The 16,031-nt window shown below is 70.2% G+C and carries 15 protein-coding genes, 1 tRNA gene and 1 pseudogene; 12 read left to right on the top strand and 5 right to left on the bottom strand.

What is annotated here, in order from left to right; translation table 11 throughout:
* The first annotated feature begins 37 nt into the window (after positions 1-37).
* The 6 genes and pseudogenes from rqcH to JIN95_RS12960 all read left to right on the top strand — a co-directional run bounded on the left by rqcH (position 38) and on the right by JIN95_RS12960 (position 6,387).
* Entirely contained in the window at positions 38-2,224 is a 2,187-nt protein-coding gene (gene rqcH / locus JIN95_RS12985) for a ribosome rescue protein RqcH (RefSeq protein WP_200531754.1), read from the top strand.
* A 96-nt stretch (positions 2,225-2,320) separates the two neighbouring features.
* On the top strand, positions 2,321-2,692 hold the full coding sequence (locus JIN95_RS12980; protein WP_095635859.1) for a helix-turn-helix domain-containing protein: 372 nt from the start codon (positions 2,321-2,323) through the stop codon (positions 2,690-2,692).
* Positions 2,689-3,039, top strand: a pseudogene (locus tag JIN95_RS12975) (type II toxin-antitoxin system PemK/MazF family toxin); the annotation flags it as partial. The gene JIN95_RS12980 and the pseudogene JIN95_RS12975, both read left to right, overlap by 4 nt.
* A gap of 56 nt (positions 3,040-3,095) precedes the next feature.
* Positions 3,096-3,479: a DUF5820 family protein gene (locus JIN95_RS12970; RefSeq protein ID WP_200531752.1), complete on the top strand. Its 384-nt coding sequence runs from the start codon at positions 3,096-3,098 to the stop codon at positions 3,477-3,479.
* A 181-nt stretch (positions 3,480-3,660) separates the two neighbouring features.
* On the top strand, positions 3,661-5,160 hold the full coding sequence (purF, locus tag JIN95_RS12965) for an amidophosphoribosyltransferase (RefSeq protein ID WP_095635862.1): 1,500 nt from the start codon (positions 3,661-3,663) through the stop codon (positions 5,158-5,160).
* Positions 5,161-5,313: 153 nt separating this feature from the next.
* Positions 5,314-6,387: a halocyanin domain-containing protein gene (locus tag JIN95_RS12960; protein WP_200531751.1), complete on the top strand. Its 1,074-nt coding sequence runs from the start codon at positions 5,314-5,316 to the stop codon at positions 6,385-6,387.
* Between the two features lie 132 nt (positions 6,388-6,519).
* Here the strand turns inward: JIN95_RS12960 and JIN95_RS12955 are convergent, their stop codons facing one another.
* On the bottom strand, positions 6,520-7,080 hold the full coding sequence (locus JIN95_RS12955; protein WP_095635864.1) for a DUF420 domain-containing protein: 561 nt from the start codon (positions 7,078-7,080) through the stop codon (positions 6,520-6,522).
* A 174-nt stretch (positions 7,081-7,254) separates the two neighbouring features.
* Here JIN95_RS12955 and JIN95_RS12950 point away from each other — a divergent pair.
* Both JIN95_RS12950 and gatE read left to right on the top strand, forming a co-directional pair.
* Positions 7,255-7,339, top strand: a tRNA-Leu gene (locus JIN95_RS12950).
* 472 nt (positions 7,340-7,811) lie between these two features.
* Positions 7,812-9,695 (top strand): Glu-tRNA(Gln) amidotransferase subunit GatE, encoded by a 1,884-nt coding sequence (gene gatE / locus JIN95_RS12945; protein WP_200531750.1) that lies wholly within the window; start codon positions 7,812-7,814, stop codon positions 9,693-9,695.
* 43 nt (positions 9,696-9,738) lie between these two features.
* Here the strand turns inward: gatE and JIN95_RS12940 are convergent, their stop codons facing one another.
* Positions 9,739-10,221, bottom strand: coding sequence for an Lrp/AsnC family transcriptional regulator (locus tag JIN95_RS12940; RefSeq protein ID WP_200531749.1), 483 nt, complete (start codon positions 10,219-10,221; stop codon positions 9,739-9,741).
* A 182-nt stretch (positions 10,222-10,403) separates the two neighbouring features.
* Between JIN95_RS12940 and JIN95_RS12935 the strand changes: the two genes are divergently transcribed.
* A complete protein-coding gene (locus tag JIN95_RS12935) occupies positions 10,404-11,351 on the top strand; it encodes an EamA family transporter (RefSeq protein ID WP_095635868.1) in 948 nt (315 codons plus the stop codon).
* Between the two features lie 28 nt (positions 11,352-11,379).
* Here JIN95_RS12935 and JIN95_RS12930 read toward each other — a convergent pair whose 3' ends face one another.
* A complete protein-coding gene (locus JIN95_RS12930; RefSeq protein WP_200531748.1) occupies positions 11,380-11,964 on the bottom strand; it encodes a hypothetical protein in 585 nt (194 codons plus the stop codon).
* Positions 11,965-12,177: 213 nt separating this feature from the next.
* The gene (locus JIN95_RS12925; RefSeq protein WP_200531747.1) at positions 12,178-12,528 is read right to left on the bottom strand and encodes a 2Fe-2S iron-sulfur cluster-binding protein; all 351 of its coding nucleotides are present in this window, start codon (positions 12,526-12,528) and stop codon (positions 12,178-12,180) included.
* Positions 12,529-12,635: 107 nt separating this feature from the next.
* Between JIN95_RS12925 and JIN95_RS12920 the strand changes: the two genes are divergently transcribed.
* Positions 12,636-13,652 (top strand): biotin--[acetyl-CoA-carboxylase] ligase, encoded by a 1,017-nt coding sequence (locus JIN95_RS12920; protein WP_200531746.1) that lies wholly within the window; start codon positions 12,636-12,638, stop codon positions 13,650-13,652.
* 72 nt (positions 13,653-13,724) lie between these two features.
* Here the strand turns inward: JIN95_RS12920 and JIN95_RS12915 are convergent, their stop codons facing one another.
* Positions 13,725-14,273 carry a universal stress protein gene (locus tag JIN95_RS12915; protein WP_095635872.1) on the bottom strand — a complete coding sequence of 183 codons (549 nt, stop codon included), beginning with the start codon at positions 14,271-14,273 and terminating at the stop codon, positions 13,725-13,727.
* Positions 14,274-14,400: 127 nt separating this feature from the next.
* On the opposite strand from JIN95_RS12915, the gene JIN95_RS12910 reads away from it, so the two are divergent.
* Positions 14,401-14,658 carry a hypothetical protein gene (locus JIN95_RS12910; RefSeq protein ID WP_095635873.1) on the top strand — a complete coding sequence of 86 codons (258 nt, stop codon included), beginning with the start codon at positions 14,401-14,403 and terminating at the stop codon, positions 14,656-14,658.
* A 123-nt stretch (positions 14,659-14,781) separates the two neighbouring features.
* The gene (locus JIN95_RS12905; protein WP_200531745.1) at positions 14,782-15,984 is read left to right on the top strand and encodes a redox-regulated ATPase YchF; all 1,203 of its coding nucleotides are present in this window, start codon (positions 14,782-14,784) and stop codon (positions 15,982-15,984) included.
* The last annotated feature ends 47 nt before the right edge of the window (positions 15,985-16,031 follow it).

The raw sequence follows: 16,031 nt of genomic DNA, 5'->3' as shown, positions 1-16,031 counted from the left end.
GACACGCCTTTTTCCGGGCCGGCTGTCTCCTTGGAGTATGGACCAGAAGCGGGAGCTGTCGAGCATCGACCTCGGCGCGCTCGTCACCGAACTCAATCGGTACGCGGGCGCGAAGGTCGACAAGGCGTACCTCTACGACGACGACCTGCTCCGGCTGAAGCTCCGTGACTTCGACCGCGGCCGGGTCGAGCTCATGATCGAGGTGGGCGAGGTCAAGCGCGCCCACGTCGCGGACCCCGAGAACGTCGCGGACGCGCCCGGCCGGCCGCCGAACTTCGCGAAGATGCTCCGGAACCGGATGTCCGGCGCCGACTTCGCGGGCGTCGAGCAGTACGAGTTCGACCGGATCCTCACCTTCGAGTTCGAGCGCGAGGACGAGAACACGACCCTCGTCGCCGAGCTGTTCGGGCAGGGGAACGTCGCCGCGCTCGACGAGACCGGCGAGGTCGTGGGGGCGCTCCAGACCGTCCGGCTCAAGTCCCGGACGGTCGCGCCCGGGTCGCAGTACGAGTACCCCGCCTCGCGGCTCAACCCCCTCGACGTGAGCCTCGGCGGGTTCAAACGGAACATGCGCGAGTCCGACAGCGACGTGGTCCGGACCCTTGCCACGCAGCTGAACCTCGGCGGGCTCTACGCCGAGGAGGTGTGCACCCGCGCGGGCGTCGAGAAGGAGACGCCCATCGACGAGGTCACGGACGACCAGCTCCGCGCGCTCCACGACGCGCTCGAGCGCATCGGCGAGCGGCTCCGCTCCGGCGACGTCGACCCGCGGGTGTACGAGGAGGAACTCGACGGTGAATCCGACGAGGACCGCGACCCCCGCGTCGTCGACGTCACGCCGTTCCCGCTCTCGGAGCACGAGGGCCTCCCGAGCGTCGGCTTCGACTCCTTCAACGCCGCCGTCGACGAGTACTTCCACCGGCTCGAAGGCGAGGAGACCGACGCGGGCGAAGCCCCCGCGGACGCGAGCGCCTCGCGCCCGGACTTCGAGGAGGAGATCGCCAAACAGGAGCGGATCATCGAACAGCAGAAAGGGGCGATCGAGGGGTTCGAGGAGCAGGCGGAGGCGGAGCGCGAGCGCGCGGAGCTGCTGTACGCCCGGTACGACCTCGTCGACGAGGTGCTCTCGACGGTGCAGGAGGCCCGCGAGGACGAGGTCCCGTGGGACGAGATCGCGGAGACCCTCGACGCCGGCGCCGAGCGCGGGATCCCGGCGGCAGAGGCCGTCGTCGACGTCGACGGCGGCGAGGGGACGGTGACCGTCGAGCTCGACGCCGAGGGCGACGACGGGGGGACGACCCGAATCGAACTCGACGCGAGCGCGGGCGTGGAGGTCAACGCCGACCGGCTCTATCAGGAGGCCAAGCGGATCGAGGGGAAGAAGGAGGGCGCGATGGAGGCGATCGAGTCGACCCGGAAGGAGCTGGAGGCGGTCAAGGAGCGGAAGGCCGAGTGGGAGGCGAAGGAGGCAGCTGACGACGGCGACGGGAACGGAGCCGATGACGAGGACGGGGACGAGGACGAGGAGTACGAGACCGACTGGCTCTCGCGGTCGTCCATCCCGATCCGGAGCCCGGACGACTGGTTCGAGCGGTTCCGCTGGTTCCGCACGTCGACGGGGTACCTCGTCATCGGCGGCCGCAACGCCGACCAGAACGAGGAGCTGGTGAAAAAGTACATGGGCAAACACGACCGGTTCTTCCACACGCAGGCCCACGGCGGGCCGGTGACGCTGTTGAAGGCCGCGGGCCCCTCCGAGTCGGCCGACCCGGTCGACTTCTCCGAGGAGACCCTGCGGGAGGCCGCGCAGTTCGCCGTCTCCTACTCGTCGGACTGGAAGGACGGGCGCGGCGCGGGCGACGCGTACATGGTCGAGCCCGATCAGGTGTCGAAGACCCCCGAGAGCGGCGAGTACATCGAGAAGGGGAGCTTCGTGATCCGCGGCGACCGCACCTACTTCGAGGACGTTCCCTGCCGGGTCGCCGTCGGCGTCCAGTGTGAGCCCGTCACCCGCGCCATCGGTGGGCCCCCCTCGGCGATCGTCGACCGCGCCGCGACGAGCGTCACGCTGGAGCCGGGGATGTACGCCCAGAACGACGCCGCGATGATGGTGTACCGCGAGCTGAAGGAGCGCTTCGCCGACACGTCGTTCGTGCGGAAGGTGGCCAGCGCCGACCAGCTCCAGGAGTTCCTGCCGCCGGGCGGCTCGGACATCGTGGACTGATCGCGGTCCGACACCGCACACAACGTCGGGATTTCACGGCTTTCGTTTCTATCGCTCCGAACACTAATTACGCCACGCGCCGTACGTGCTCGCGAGATGTCGATCGATCGGGAGACGTTTGAGAACGCCAGCGAAGACGAGCTCGGCGAACTCTCCGCGCCCGAGCGGGTGCTCGGATTCCTCGTCGCTCACGACGACCGCGCGTTCGAGGCGCGTGAGATTGCGTCGCGGACCGATCTTGACGACGGGGCCGTCAGCACCGCCCTCTCGCGGCTGAAAGACCGTGGTCTCGTCGAACACAAGGCCACGTACTGGGCCGTGACCGACGACAAGGGGCGGCTCGACGAGGTCGGCGGGTACGAACGCGCAACGCGAGCGTTCAACGAGCGGCTCGGCACCGAGGACCGCGACGCCTGGCGCGAGCACGCTCCAGAGGAACCGCATCCGAACGCCGACGACGAACCGTGAGCGACGGCGAATCGACCCCGGTTTTCGAACGCGGAGATGTCGTCTATGGCGTGGACCCGTTCAAACGAGATGGAGTCGCCTGTCCGTGGCTGATCGTCTCCAATCACGAGGGGCGACCGTTCCACGGCGACCAGTACGTCGCACTCACGCTGACGACGAAGTCGTGGATGGACGGACTCATCGAGGTTCCGGCGGAGAGTTGGATCCGGGGCGGGACACCGGACGAAAGCCGGATCGTTCCTTGGGGCGTCCAGTCTCTCGGCCGAGCGGATATCGACTTCTGGCAGGGTCGTCTCCGGAGCGAACTCGTCGATGCGGCGGTCGACGCACTGGTCGACGAGATTCGACAGCGCTCGCACACCGGAGCGCGACCCTTTCAAGCCTCCGCCACCGACTCCGCCCCATGAGCTTCGAGGCGCTGCCGGACGGCTGGCGGGTGTGGAACGAGGAGCCGAGCGGCCGGGCGATCCTCGTGTACCGGCCCGACGTGTTCGGCGGCGACGACCTCCCGTCCGAGTGTCTCCCGACGATCTACCTGACGAACGGCGCGCGCAACGCTCGCCCCGGATCGGGCCAGTACGCGACCGACGAGTGGCACGTCGTTCTCTTCCTCGAGCCCGAGATCGAGGCGGTCTCCGAGACGTACGAGAGCCGCGAGGCCGGCGCGGCCGCCGCCGTCGACGTCGCGGAGCGGTTCGCCGCCGGCGACGTGGACTACCGGGCCGCCTATCAGGTGCCGCGGGAGGAGTACTTCGAGCGGTTGGACGAGCACGTCGGCGGGGAGTAGCCGTCGTCGCTGTCGTACCGTCACCGCTGTTGCGTCGCCCCCGCTGGCGCATCGCCACCGTTGTCGCATCGGGGAGGTCAGCCGCGTCTGATCCACGCATGTGGATACTTCGGTAGTTTAAACGGAGTATTGTGCCACGAACACGAGGGTTTTTATCGACTCACGCCCCACCGACGTGTATATGCAAGCCGGTGGGGACAACACCGCTGACGAGCCGCGAGAGAAGTGCGGCGTCGTCGGCGTCTCGCTCGCCGACCGCGAGGCCGCGCGACCGCTGTACTACGCGCTGTACGCGCTCCAACACCGGGGACAGGAGTCCGCGGGGATCGTCACGCACGACGGGTTCCAACAGCACAGCCACGTCGAGCGCGGGCTCGTCGGCGACGCGTTCGACGAGGGCGACCTGGAGTCGCTGTCGGGCGGCACCGGCATCGGCCACGTCCGGTACCCGACCGCCGGGAGCCTCGACAAGAGCTGCGCGCAGCCGTTCTCGGTTTCCTTCAAGTCCGGATCGCTCGGCCTCTCGCACAACGGGAACCTCGTCAACGCGGACGAGGTGCGCGAGGAGCTCGCGGCGGCGGGCCACGCGTTCACCTCCGACGGCGACACCGAGGTGATCGCCCACGACCTCGCGCGCAACCTCCTCGAAGAAGACCTCGTACGGGCGGTCAAACACACGATGAACCGCATCCACGGCTCCTACTCGCTGGCGATCACCCACGACGACACCGTGCTCGGCGTGCGCGACCCGCTCGGGAACCGCCCGCTGTGTCTCGGGAAGATCGACGGCGGCTACGTCCTCGCCAGCGAGTCGGCCGCGATCGACACCCTCGACGGGGAGCTGATCCGGGACGTGCGCCCCGGCGAACTCGTCGTCTTGGACCCCGACGGGACCGGCTACGACACGTATCAGCTCGTCGAGCGCGAGTCGACGGCCCACTGCTTCTTCGAACACGTCTACTTCGCCCGCCCCGACTCCGTCATCGACGAGAGCCTCGTGTACGAGGTGCGCCGGAAGCTCGGCCGGAAGCTCTGGGAGGAGTCCGGCGTCGAGTCGGACGTGGTGATGCCCGTTCCGGACTCCGGGCGCGCGTTCGCCTCCGGCTACGCCGACGCCGCCGGCGAGACGACCGCCGACGGCGACCCCCGTCCGGAGGGCGACGGCGGCATCGAGTTCGCCGAGGGGCTGATGAAGAACCGATACGTCGGGCGGACGTTCATCATGCCGACCCAAGACGAGCGCGAGCGCGCGGTCCGGCTGAAGCTCAACCCGATCCGATCGACCGTCGAGGGGAAGTCGGTTACCATCATCGACGACTCGATCGTGCGGGGGACCACGTCGACCCAGCTCGTCGAGCTGGTCCGCGAGGCGGGCGCCGAGGAGGTCCACCTCCGGATCGGCGCGCCGGCGATCGTCGCGCCCTGCTACTTCGGCATCGATATGGCGACCCGCGAGGAGCTGATCGCCGCCGACGCCTCGACGGAGGAGATCCGGGAAGAAGTGGGGGCGGACTCGCTGTCGTACCTCTCGATCGACGCCGTCGCCGACGCGCTCGGCGAGAGCCGCGCGGACCTCTGTCTGGGGTGTGTCACCGGGGAGTACCCGTTCGATGTGGCGGGCGAAGAGGCGGATCGGGACTTGGAGGGCACCGCGTCGGGCGTGACTCCCGCGGACGACTGAGCGGTCTCAATCCGTCGACGGCTGAGCGGGTCTCACCCCCGGCGCCCGGCCGCGTTCCGCTCACGCCCGCCCTCGCACTGCGCCGACGGCGCGTTCTCACGCCGCGGCGGCGGAATCGGGAATTTAAATACGCCCACGCCGGGAGGTACGCGTATGACATCCGACGCCGACGAGACGACGATGAGTCGCCGCGGGCTGTTCAGAGCCGGGGCCGCGGGGGCCGCCGCCGCGACGGGGCTCGCCGCCGGTTCCGGAGGGGCAGCCGCCCAGTACGACGGCTGGCTGGACGACGTCGACAACTACGACGGCACCCACGACTACCGGGGGGAAGACGAGGTCACGGTCGAAGTCGGCGCGGTCGACGGCCTCAAGTTCGGACCGGCGGCGATCCTGATCGACCCCGGGACGACGGTCGTCTGGGAGTGGACCGGGGAAGGAGGCGCACACAACGTCGTCGCCGACGATGGGACGTTCGACAGCGGCGAGACGGTCAGCGATGAGGGAACCACCTTCGAGTACACCTTCGACGGCGCCGAGGAGGGCGACACGTTCAACTACCTCTGTGTCCCCCACGAGGCGGTCGGGATGAAGGGCTCCGTGGCGGTCGGATCCGTGGACGACGACCTCGTCGATCCCGAGGGCGACGACGGGGGCGACGGCGGCGACGGGAGCGACGGCGGCGACGCCGCCGGCTACGGCGACTGGTTCGAGGACGTCGGCAACTACGACGGCACCCACGACTACCGGGGGGACGACGAGGTCACGGTCGAGGTCGGGGTCGGCGAAAACGGCCTCCTCTTCGGCCCGGCCGCGATCCTCGTCGACCCCGGCGCGACGGTGGTGTGGGAGTGGACCGGGGAGGGAGGCGCACACAACGTCGTCGAGGAGAACGACGCCTTCTCCAGCGGGTCGGCCGTCGACGGGGCGGGCGAGACCTTCGAGCACACCTTCGAGGACGCCTCCGAGGGCGACGTCTTCCGGTACGTCTGCGAGCCCCACGAGGCGGTCGGGATGAAGGGCGCGGTCGCGGTCGGTGCGGTCGACGACGACATCGTCGGTGAGGGGGGCGACGGCGGCGACGGCGGCGACGGCGGCGACGGCGGGGGCGGCTCGGGCCGCGATCTCACCGCGAGCGACGTCGGCGCGCTGGCGCTCGGCTTCGGCTTCGCCGGGGCGCTTCTCGTCCCGCTGTTCTACGCCGCCCACAAGAAGGCGAGCGAGGAGTAGCGGGCGAGGAGCGGCGAGACGGACGAGGGGCACCGGGATGAAACGAAGCGAGACGGCGAGCAGCGGGCGACTGTTTCGAGGCGAAGTGTTCGAGCGTTTGCGCCCGGATTTCGGTCGGGCTTCCGATCCGCGTCAGAAGACGTGGTACAGCATGAGGTAGACGCCGATCCCCATCGTGAAGGAGACCAGCCAGAGCGCCGCGGCGGCGGCCCCGACCTGCGCGTGCCGGGTGTGGTACAGCTCTTCGTACGGGCGCGTGGCGGCGAGCAGCAGCGCGTGGAAGACGAACGGGACGCAGACGATCGCGAGCAGCACGTGGATCGCCAGAAACGGGAGGTAGACGTAGGTGTAGACGACCTCGGGACCGGGGAACTCGGCGGTCCCGACCAGGATCAGCCGGTAGAGGTAGCTGCCGAGGAACGCGACGAACAGCCCGAACGACGAGAGCATGAGCGCCCTGTGACGGGCGACGTTCCCCCGGGAGATCGCCCGCCAGCCGAGCAGGATGGTGGCGATCGCCGTCGCGGAGATCGCGGCGTTGAGGTGCGGGAGCGCCGCGAGGACCGCGTCGTTCGCGCGCGGCAGCACGCCGCTCGGGATCGCGCCGCCGACGGCGCCGAACACCAGCGCGAGCGCGGCGACGGACAGGAGGGCGGTCAGTAACGGGACGTTCTCGCGGGCCCACTCGGACATGGGCGATCGGACGGACGCCACTCCCAAACCCGTGCCGGTTTCGACGGCGCGGTTCCGGTGGACCGGCTCGTCGCGCCGTCCTTCCCGACCGGTGGCAACCTCCGACACGGTCCGGCCGAATGGAAGGGCTTTTAATTAGGGGAAGGGTACGTGGAGATGCGAAAAAGACCGCGAGCGTGGGTAGCCAAGCCAGGCCAACGGCGCAGCGTTGAGGGCGCTGTCCTGTAGAGGTCCGCCGGTTCAAATCCGGTCCCACGCATCGCTCGGGGCACACCCCCACCGATGCACGGTGTTGTCTCTACGACAGCACCCACGCACAATTCCTTTCGAACGCTACTGACGGAGTGGTTACGCTGTCTCGTCTGACGAGACGGTGAACGCCTCCAAAGCCCCAGCCGCGACGACTCGGGAGCCTTGCTGTGCTCCTCGCTCGCGTCGCTCGCTGCGGTGCTTGCTGCGGCCGCCGTCGTCCTCGCGGCTGCCCCTTTGAGTCCCGCCCCCACACAGCGACCGCACCTCACGCCTCCCCAGCCTCGTCGCTGGCGCCTTATAAGGCGCCAGCGACTCCCTCGCGCGTGCTCCTCGCGCCCGGTGGGCGCTCGCAGGCACGCGCCACCGCCTCGTTTATTGTGTACTCGTCGCTGGCGTCGGCCCCCACCTCACTCCCACACTCGATCACCGCTCGCGCGAACTGCCACCCTTTTAGTCGCGCGCCGTCGGAGTGAGGCGTAATGAGTACGGACGCGACCCCCGAGTACGACTACGAGGAGCTGGGGCTCGTCGCCGGCCTGGAGATCCACCAGCAGCTCGACACCGAGACGAAGCTGTTCTGCGACTCTCCGACCGTCGAGCGCGACCCCGAGGAGTCCGACCGGTCGATCACCCGCCGGCTCCACCCGACGAAGAGCGAACTCGGCGAGCTCGACGACGCCGCCATGGAGGAGAGCCGCGTCGACCGCGAGTTCACCTACCTCGCGTACGACACCACCTGCCTCGTCGAGGAGGACGACGAGCCGCCCCGCCGCGTCGACGACGAGGCGCTCTCGGTCGCCCTCCAGATCGCCGACCTGCTCGACATTTCCGTCGTCGATCAGGCCCACGTCATGCGGAAGCTCGTCATCGACGGCTCGAACACCTCCGGGTTCCAGCGCTCGATCCTCCTCGGACAGGAGGGGGAGATCGAGACGAGCGAGGGGGCCGTGTCGATCGTCGATCTCATGCTCGAGGAGGAGTCGGCGAAGCGCGTCGAGGAGACCGAAGAGGGGGTCGTCTACTCGCTCGACCGGCTCGGCGTCCCCCTCGTCGAGATCGGGACGGGACCGGACATCCGGAGCCCCGAGGGCGCCCGCGAGGCCGCCGCGCGCATCGGGATGCTCCTCCGGTCGACGGGCGCCGTCAAGCGCGGGCTCGGCACGATCCGTCAGGACGTGAACGTCTCCATCGCCGACGGCGCCCGCGTCGAGGTGAAGGGTGTCCAGGACCTCCAGGGCATCGAGGACATCGTCCGCGGCGAGGTCGGCCGGCAGGCGGAGCTGCTCGCCATCCGCGACGAGCTCCGCGAGCGCGACGCGCGCGTCGGCGAGGTCACGGACGTGACCGACACCTTCGCCGACACCGAGTCGGGCGTGATCCGCGGCGCGCTCGATTCGGGCGGGAAGGTCACCGCGGTCCCGCTGTTCGGCTTCGACGGGCTCGTCGGCCGCGAGATCCAGCCGGACCGCCGGCTCGGCACCGAGCTCTCGGACCACGCGAAGCGCCACGGCGCCGGCGGTATCTTCCACACCGACGAGCTGCCGGCGTACGGCGTGACCGAGGAGGAGGTGTCGGCGCTCCGCGACGCGGTCGGCGCCGGCGAGGGGGACGCAGTCGCCATCGTCGCCGCCGACCCTGAGACCGCGGACCTCGCGATCGAGGCCGCCGCCGAGCGCGCCGAGACCGCGATCGAGGGCGTCCCCGAGGAGACCCGCGGCGCGAACGACGACGGGACCACCCGGTACCTCCGCCCGCTCCCCGGCGCCGCCCGGATGTACCCCGAGACGGACGTGCCGCCGGTCGAGCCGGACCCCTCCGACGTGGAGCGGCCCGAGCTGCTCGACGAGAAGGCCGAGCGGTACGCCGACGAGTTCGGGCTCGACGCCGGCCTCGCCGAGCAGGTCGCGTTCGGCCAGCGCTTCCCCCTCTTCGAGACCGCGGTCGACCGCGGCGTCGACCCCACCTTCGCCGCCTCGACGCTGGAGTCGACGACGACGGAGATCCGGCGCGACGGGGCGCCCGTCGAGAACCTCACCGACGAGCACTTCCTCGCGCTCTTCGACCTCGTCGAGGACGGCGACCTCGCGAAGGAGGGCGTTCCCGAGGTGCTGACGACGCTCGCGGAGGACCCGTCGCTGTCGGCGGCCGAGGCCGTCGAGGAGGCGGGGCTCTCGGGCGTGAGCGAGGACGAGGTGCGCGAGGCGGTGGTCGAGGTCGTCGAGCGCAACGCCGACCAGATCGAGGCGGAGGGCATGGGTGCGTTCTCCGGGTTGATGGGCGAGGCGATGGGCGCGCTCCGCGGGAAGGCCGACGGCGAGGTGGTCTCCGACGTGCTGCGCGAGGAGATCGGCAAGCGGTCGTAACTCGTCGAGGGGCGGTGCGCGCTTTATAAATGACCGCCTTCTCTCAGTCCGTCAGCTCCTCGATCAGCGTGTCGAGGTCGTAGGTAGCGGGCGCGCGCGGCTCGGAGCGCAGCGTGGCGATCGTGAACGTCGAGTTCGTGCGCTCGACCTCGGGGATCGCCTCGAAGTCGCTGATCAGTCGCTCGACGGTGTCCGACGAGGAGAGCCGCGCGAGGACGACGAAGTCGGTCTCGCCCATCGTGAAGAACGCCTCCGTGACGCCCTCGACCGCGAGCAGCTCGTCCGCGAACTCCTCGTAGGGCCCCTCGTAGTCCGCGAGCACCTCGACGATCACGGTGACGCCGAGCCCCAGAGCCTCGTGGTCGAGGTCGTACAGGTCGTTCTCGATCACGCCGTCCTCGCGGAGGTTGTTCAGCCGGTAGTGGATCGTCGACACCGGGATGTCCGTCTCCTCGTGGAGCCGCTCCGGGCTCCCCGTCCCGAGGTCCGATATCGCCTTCAACAGCCGCACGTCGCGCTCGTCCATACCCCCCGTTTGCGTGATGGTCTGTTATATATTACGACCGATATACTTGGATCGGAGTGCAAGATCCCCGACTGATCTGGAACGAAATTGCATCAAATTCGTATGCGTGATTGTTCATTCTGAATATCGGCCGATCCGAGAGAATAGTTTAACTATCTCTGCCGATTTCGAACAGACAGCCAATGAATCTGCGGAGCCTTATTTCCACTCCCGAATCGATCGTCGCCGCGTTCGTCCTCCTCGCGACGCTGTGGGGCACCTCCTTCGTCGCCATCGAGGCCGGGCTGCACTACTTCCCGCCCCTCCTGTTCGCCGGCGTGCGCTACGCCGTCGCCGGCGCCATCGTGCTGGGCGTCGCCGCGGTCATGTCCGGTCGGACGGTCCCCCGGGGTCGCGACGAGTGGCTCGGCGTCGGCGTCGCCGGCGCCTTCGTGATCGCCGCGTACCACGGCCTGCTGTACGTCGCCGAGCTCCACATCACGGGCGCGGTCGCCGCCGTGATCGTGAGCCTCGCGCCGGTGTTGACCGCCACGTTCGCGGCGCTCATGCTCCCGAACGAGCGCCTCGGGCCGCTCGAGATCGGCGGGTTCGCGCTCGGGATCCTCGGCGTGATCGTGATCGCCGACCCGATGGAGGCGGGGCTCGGTAGCTCCGCGCTGCTCGGTGTCGGGCTCGCGTTCGCCGGCGCGGTCGCCTTCTCGCTCGGCGCGGTGCTGCTCCGCCCGCTCCGCACCGACCTCCCGATCGCCGCGCTGCAGGGGTGGGCGATGGTCTCCGGCGCCGGGATGTTATTCGTCGGGGCCGCCCTGCTCGGCGAGTCGCCCGCGGCGATCGTCTGGAACGCGACCTCGCTCGCCTCGCTGTCGTACCTCACGCTGCTGTCGGGGGTCGTCGCGTTCCTGATCTACTTCGCGCTGCTCGACGAGGTCGGCCCGGCCCAGCTCCACCTCGTCGGCTACGCGGAGCCCGTCGTCGCCGCGGTCGGGAGCTGGGTCCTGCTCGGCAGCCTGATCGACGCGGAGGCGATGGTCGGCTTCGTCGCGATCCTCGCCGGCTTCCTCGTCTTAGAACGACACGAGATCGCCGCCTACGTCGGCTTCGACGTCGAGGACGCGCTCCGGACGCGCTGAGTCGACAGCCGCGGCCGTTTCCCGCTTTTCACCCGCCGATATCCTGCGTCAGCCCCGCCCGGAGGTCCCGACCGAAGTAGTGTCCGAGCAGCGCCAGCACCAGCCCCAGGCCGCCGCCGACGGCGAGCAGGGGGAGCCCCCACTGCTGGAGGTAGTCGATCCCGATCGGGAGGAAGCCGATCCCGAGGACGCTGGTCACGGCGGTCCCCGCGCCGGCCGCGGCGCCGGCGAGCCCGGTCTCCACGTACTTGCGCGCCGAGAAGACCAGCCCGACGAGGAACGAAGCGAGGAACACCCCGGCCGCGGAGCCGATCGTGCCGCCGATAATCGGGATCGCGCCGCCGGCGAACACCCCGACGCCGACGGCGACGAGCGCGAGGACGAAGGACTTGGCGGAGAACCAGCGCCCGTCCATTCCGACCCGACCGCTCCCGGACCCGCCCGCTCCCGACCCCGTTCCGGCGGCGGGGGCGGCGTCCGACCCAGCGCTCGCGGCGCTCCCGGAGTCGGCCTTGCCCCCGCCGTCGCCGTCCGCGAGGTCGTCGTCGAGGAGGTCGTCGAGGTCGTCCATCGGGTCGCCGTCGGACGCCTCCCGCTCCTTGGAGGGTTGCATACCCGAGCGTTCGCCCGTGAGACCTTGTGTCTTGCGCCGAGGGCGGGTCGCGCGCTTCGTGCCGGATCAGACGGCCTCCCGTGCGACTCGGTAACGCTCGCCGTTTCACCGGAAACCCGGTGTCCCCTGCTCGGACCGCAGGGATCCGATCCCCGCCGTCGACCGCGGGGCTTCGGGGCCGCGGCGGCTTCGGCCGCCGACCGCGGTCCGCGCTTACTCCTCGCCGTCCGGTTGCTCCCGCGATCCCCACACCAGCTTGTCGACCAGCTCGACGTTCATCGGTCCGTCGACGGTCACCTGACAGGAGAGCCGGGGGTAGCCGAACCGGTCCGCCAGCCGGTCGTGCCAGTGCTCGGGCGGGGGCCCCTCGCGGATCCGAACGCCGCAGGTCGCACAGAGCCCCCGCCCGTCGCAGTTGAGGCGGCGCGTCGCGGCGGCGTACGGCGAGAGGCCGGCGTCGAGCAGCGCGTCGCGGAGGGTCCGTCCGGGCTCGACCGCGAGCTCGATCCGGTCGTCGCCGTCGCGGACGGTCAGCGGGACGGTCTCGTCGTCGACTTCGGGCATTCGGTCTCGCTTTCGCCCTCCGAACGGATAGCTCTGTGCTCGGTTCCGCGAACCGGCGCGAACCGAGACCCGGAACGGCTTTGCGCGTCCGCGCCGACCCGACCGATATGGACACGCGCCGCGCGCTGCTCGACGCCCTCGGCGACGGCCCGGTCTCCGGGCCCGCGCTCGCGGACGACCTCGGGGTGTCGCGAGCGGCGGTCTGGAAGGCGGTCGAGTCGCTCCGCGAGGAGGGGTTCGCGGTCGAGTCAACGCCGGAGGGGTACGTCGCGCCCGCCGACCCCGGCTACTCCGCCGCTGGCATCGAGTTCGGGCTCGACGCGCCCTACGCGGTGGAGTACCACGATCGGATCTCGTCGACGAACCGCCGCGTTCGGGAGCTGGCGGCCGGGGGCGAGATCCCGGAGGAGGGGGTCGCGGTCGTCGCCGACGAGCAGACCGGCAGCCGGGGGCGGCTCGACCGCGAGTGGGTCGCGCCGAGCGGGGGGGTCTGGCTCTCGCTGGCGGTCCGGCCCGACGCCCCGCCGGCCCGGGCCCCGCTCTTCACGCTCGCCGCCGCGGTCGCGACCGCCGACGCCTGCCGAGAGGCGGGCGTCGACGCGCACATCAAGTGGCCGAACGACGTGCTCGTGGGCGGTCCTGGAGGCGAGGACGAGGACGAGTACGCGGACGCCGACGGCGACGCCGCGGGTGAGGGTAGTCGCGGCGGCCGCAAGCTCGCCGGGATCCTCACGGAGATGGAGGGGGAGGCCGACCGGATCTCGTGGCTGGTCGCGGGGATCGGCGTCAACGCCAACATCGACGCCGAGACGCTCCCGGCGGGGGCGACCTCACTGCAGGAGGAGCTGGGCGAGCCGGTCGACAGGCGCCGGTTCGCCGCGACCCTCCTCGAGCGCTTCGACGCGCTCGCCGGGACGCCGGACCGGATGGACCGGATCCTGCCGGCCTGGCGCGAACGCGCGAGCACGCTCGGCCGCCGGGTCCGCGTCGACACCCCGAACGGTCCGGTGACGGGCATCGCGGTCGACGTGGAGCCGCCCGGGGCGCTCGTGATCGAGACGGACGACGGCGTCAGGCGGGTCCACGCCGGCGACTGCGAGCACCTGCGCGACGCCGACGGCTGATCGTCGGTCGTCGCGAGGCGTCGGGGGACATTCGAGCCGCGATGGCGCGCAAAACGCGGCTCCGGACTCCCGCTAACTCTGTCCGGTCGCTTCCGGCTCCCCGTCGGCCGGGGCCTCCGTTTCGGCCGGCGTCTCCCCCTCGGCGGACACCTCGGCGCCGACGGCCCCGTCCCCCGGGATGTTTCCGTCCAACCGCACCGTCAGCACGGGGACGCTCGACCCGCGCACCACCTTCTCGGCGACGCTCCCGAGGAGGAGCCGGTCGATCCCGCCCCGGCCGTGGGTCCCCATCACGATCAGGTCGCAGCCGTTCCCCTCGGCGTACCGGATGATCTCCTTGCTCGGGGAGCCCTCCGCGACCGCCGTCTGGACGGCGAGGTCGGTCCCGGCCGCGAGCGATTCGACCTCCGCGACCGCCTCGTTCGCGTCGTCCCGCAGGAGGTCGCCGACCCCCTCCCACGAGCTCTCCATCGGCATCCCCGCGTAGCTCGCCGTGTCGACCACGTACAGCGCGTGGACGCCCGCGCCGTGGACCGACGCGAGGTCGAGGGCGTGCGCGACCGCCCGCTTCCCCTCGGCGGAGCCGTCGGTCGGAACGAGGATCCGATCGTATAGAGTCATACGTTCACACGTATCAGGGTACCGCCGCCACATAACTCTTTGCGCGTTTTGCCGGTTCTTTTCGGGCGGACGCGTTCGGATTCGGGCCGGGCGTGCGTTTAAGTCCTCACGCGCCGATATCCATCCCATGACATCCGAAGTACACCTCTCGCGCGTCGAAGACGAGTTCCGCGAGCACTCCTACCCGGCCGCCCGCGAGGACCTGGTCGACTCCTGTGCCGGCACCACCGTGCTGTTCGCCGACGGCGACGCCGACCTCGGCGACCTCGTGGCCGACATCGACCAGGAGCGGTTCGAGAGCGCCGAGGACGCCTTCGCCGCGCTCCAGAACGTGCTCCCGGTCGAGGCGGTCGGCGAACCCGGGCAGTCCGACGGCGACGCCTGACTCGGGTCGAGTCGCGGGCCGACCTGCGCCGTCGCCACCGCCCCTCGCGTCCGCCTCGTCACCCGTACCCACGCCACGACGCGTCTCGCATCGCTTTTTACCGCGGGTCGCGCACTGACGGTAATGAGTTACCGGATCGGTCTCGTCGGCAAGCCCTCCGTGGGGAAGTCGACGTTCTTCAACGCCGCGACCATGAACGACGTGCCCGAGGGCGCGTACCCGTTCACCACGATCGACCCGACCGTCGGCGAGGCGTACGTCCGCGTCGACTGCGCCGCCCCCGAGTTCGACGAGACGTGTACGCCGAGCGTCGGCGTCTGCCGCGAGGGCACCCGCTTCGTCCCGGTCAAGCTGGTCGACGTCGCCGGCCTCGTCCCCGGCGCCCACGAGGGGCGCGGGCTCGGCAACCAGTTCCTCACCGACCTCAACGAGACCGACGTGCTGATCCACGTCGTCGACTTCTCCGGAAAGACCGACATCGAGGGCGAGGCCACCGAGGGCCACGACCCGCGCGAGGACATCGACTTCTTAGAGGAGGAGCTCGACGCGTGGTACCTCGACGTGCTGGAGAAGGGCCTCGAGAAGTTCGAGACGCGGTACCACGGCGCGGACGCCGCCATCGAGGCGGAGCTCGCCGACCAGATGTCCGCCTTCGGCATCGACAAGGACCGGATGAAGCGGGTGATCCTCGCCGAGGGGCTCGAGCTCGACCCCGAGACGTGGGACGAGACGGACAAGGCCGACCTCGCCCGCGAGATCCGCAAGCGCACGAAGCCGATGGTCGTCGCCGCGAACAAGATGGACACGCCCGAGGCGCAGGCGAACTGGGAGGAGATCACGGCGGACCCCGACTACGACCACCTCTCCTTCGTCCCCGCGAGCGCCCACGCCGAGAAGGCCCTGAAGAACGCCGACGACGCGGGCGTCGTCGACTACACCCCCGGCGACAGCGACTTCGAGGTCGTCGGCGACGTTTCCGGCGAGCAGGCGGCGGGCTTAGAGCAGATCGGCGAGTTCGTCCACGAGTACGACGGGACCGGCGTGCAGGGCGCGCTCGAAGAGGCCGTCTTCGACGTGCTCGGCTGTATCGCCGTCTTCCCCGGCTCCGCGAACGGGAGCAAAGACGAGAAGGGCGTCTTCCGCGACTGCTTCGTCCTCCCCGAGGGGTCGACCACCGAGGACTTCGCGTTCCACATCCACTCGGACATCGGCGAGGGGCTCCTCCACGGCACCGACTGCCGGAGCGGTCGGCAGGTCGGCGCCGACCACGAGCTCTCCCACCGCGATGTGATCGAGCTGGTCTCGACGAAGCAGGCGGCCCCGTAGCTCGGTCGGCCGGGGCCTGACCGCCCCCTGACCGAGACGGTCGCCCC

The sequence above is a fragment of the Halorubrum sp. LN27 genome (assembly GCF_016635065.1).
Taxonomy (GTDB): domain Archaea; phylum Halobacteriota; class Halobacteria; order Halobacteriales; family Haloferacaceae; genus Halorubrum; species Halorubrum salipaludis.
The sequence above is the reverse complement of the archived record's forward strand: the minus strand, read 5'-3'. Positions and strand labels throughout refer to the sequence as shown.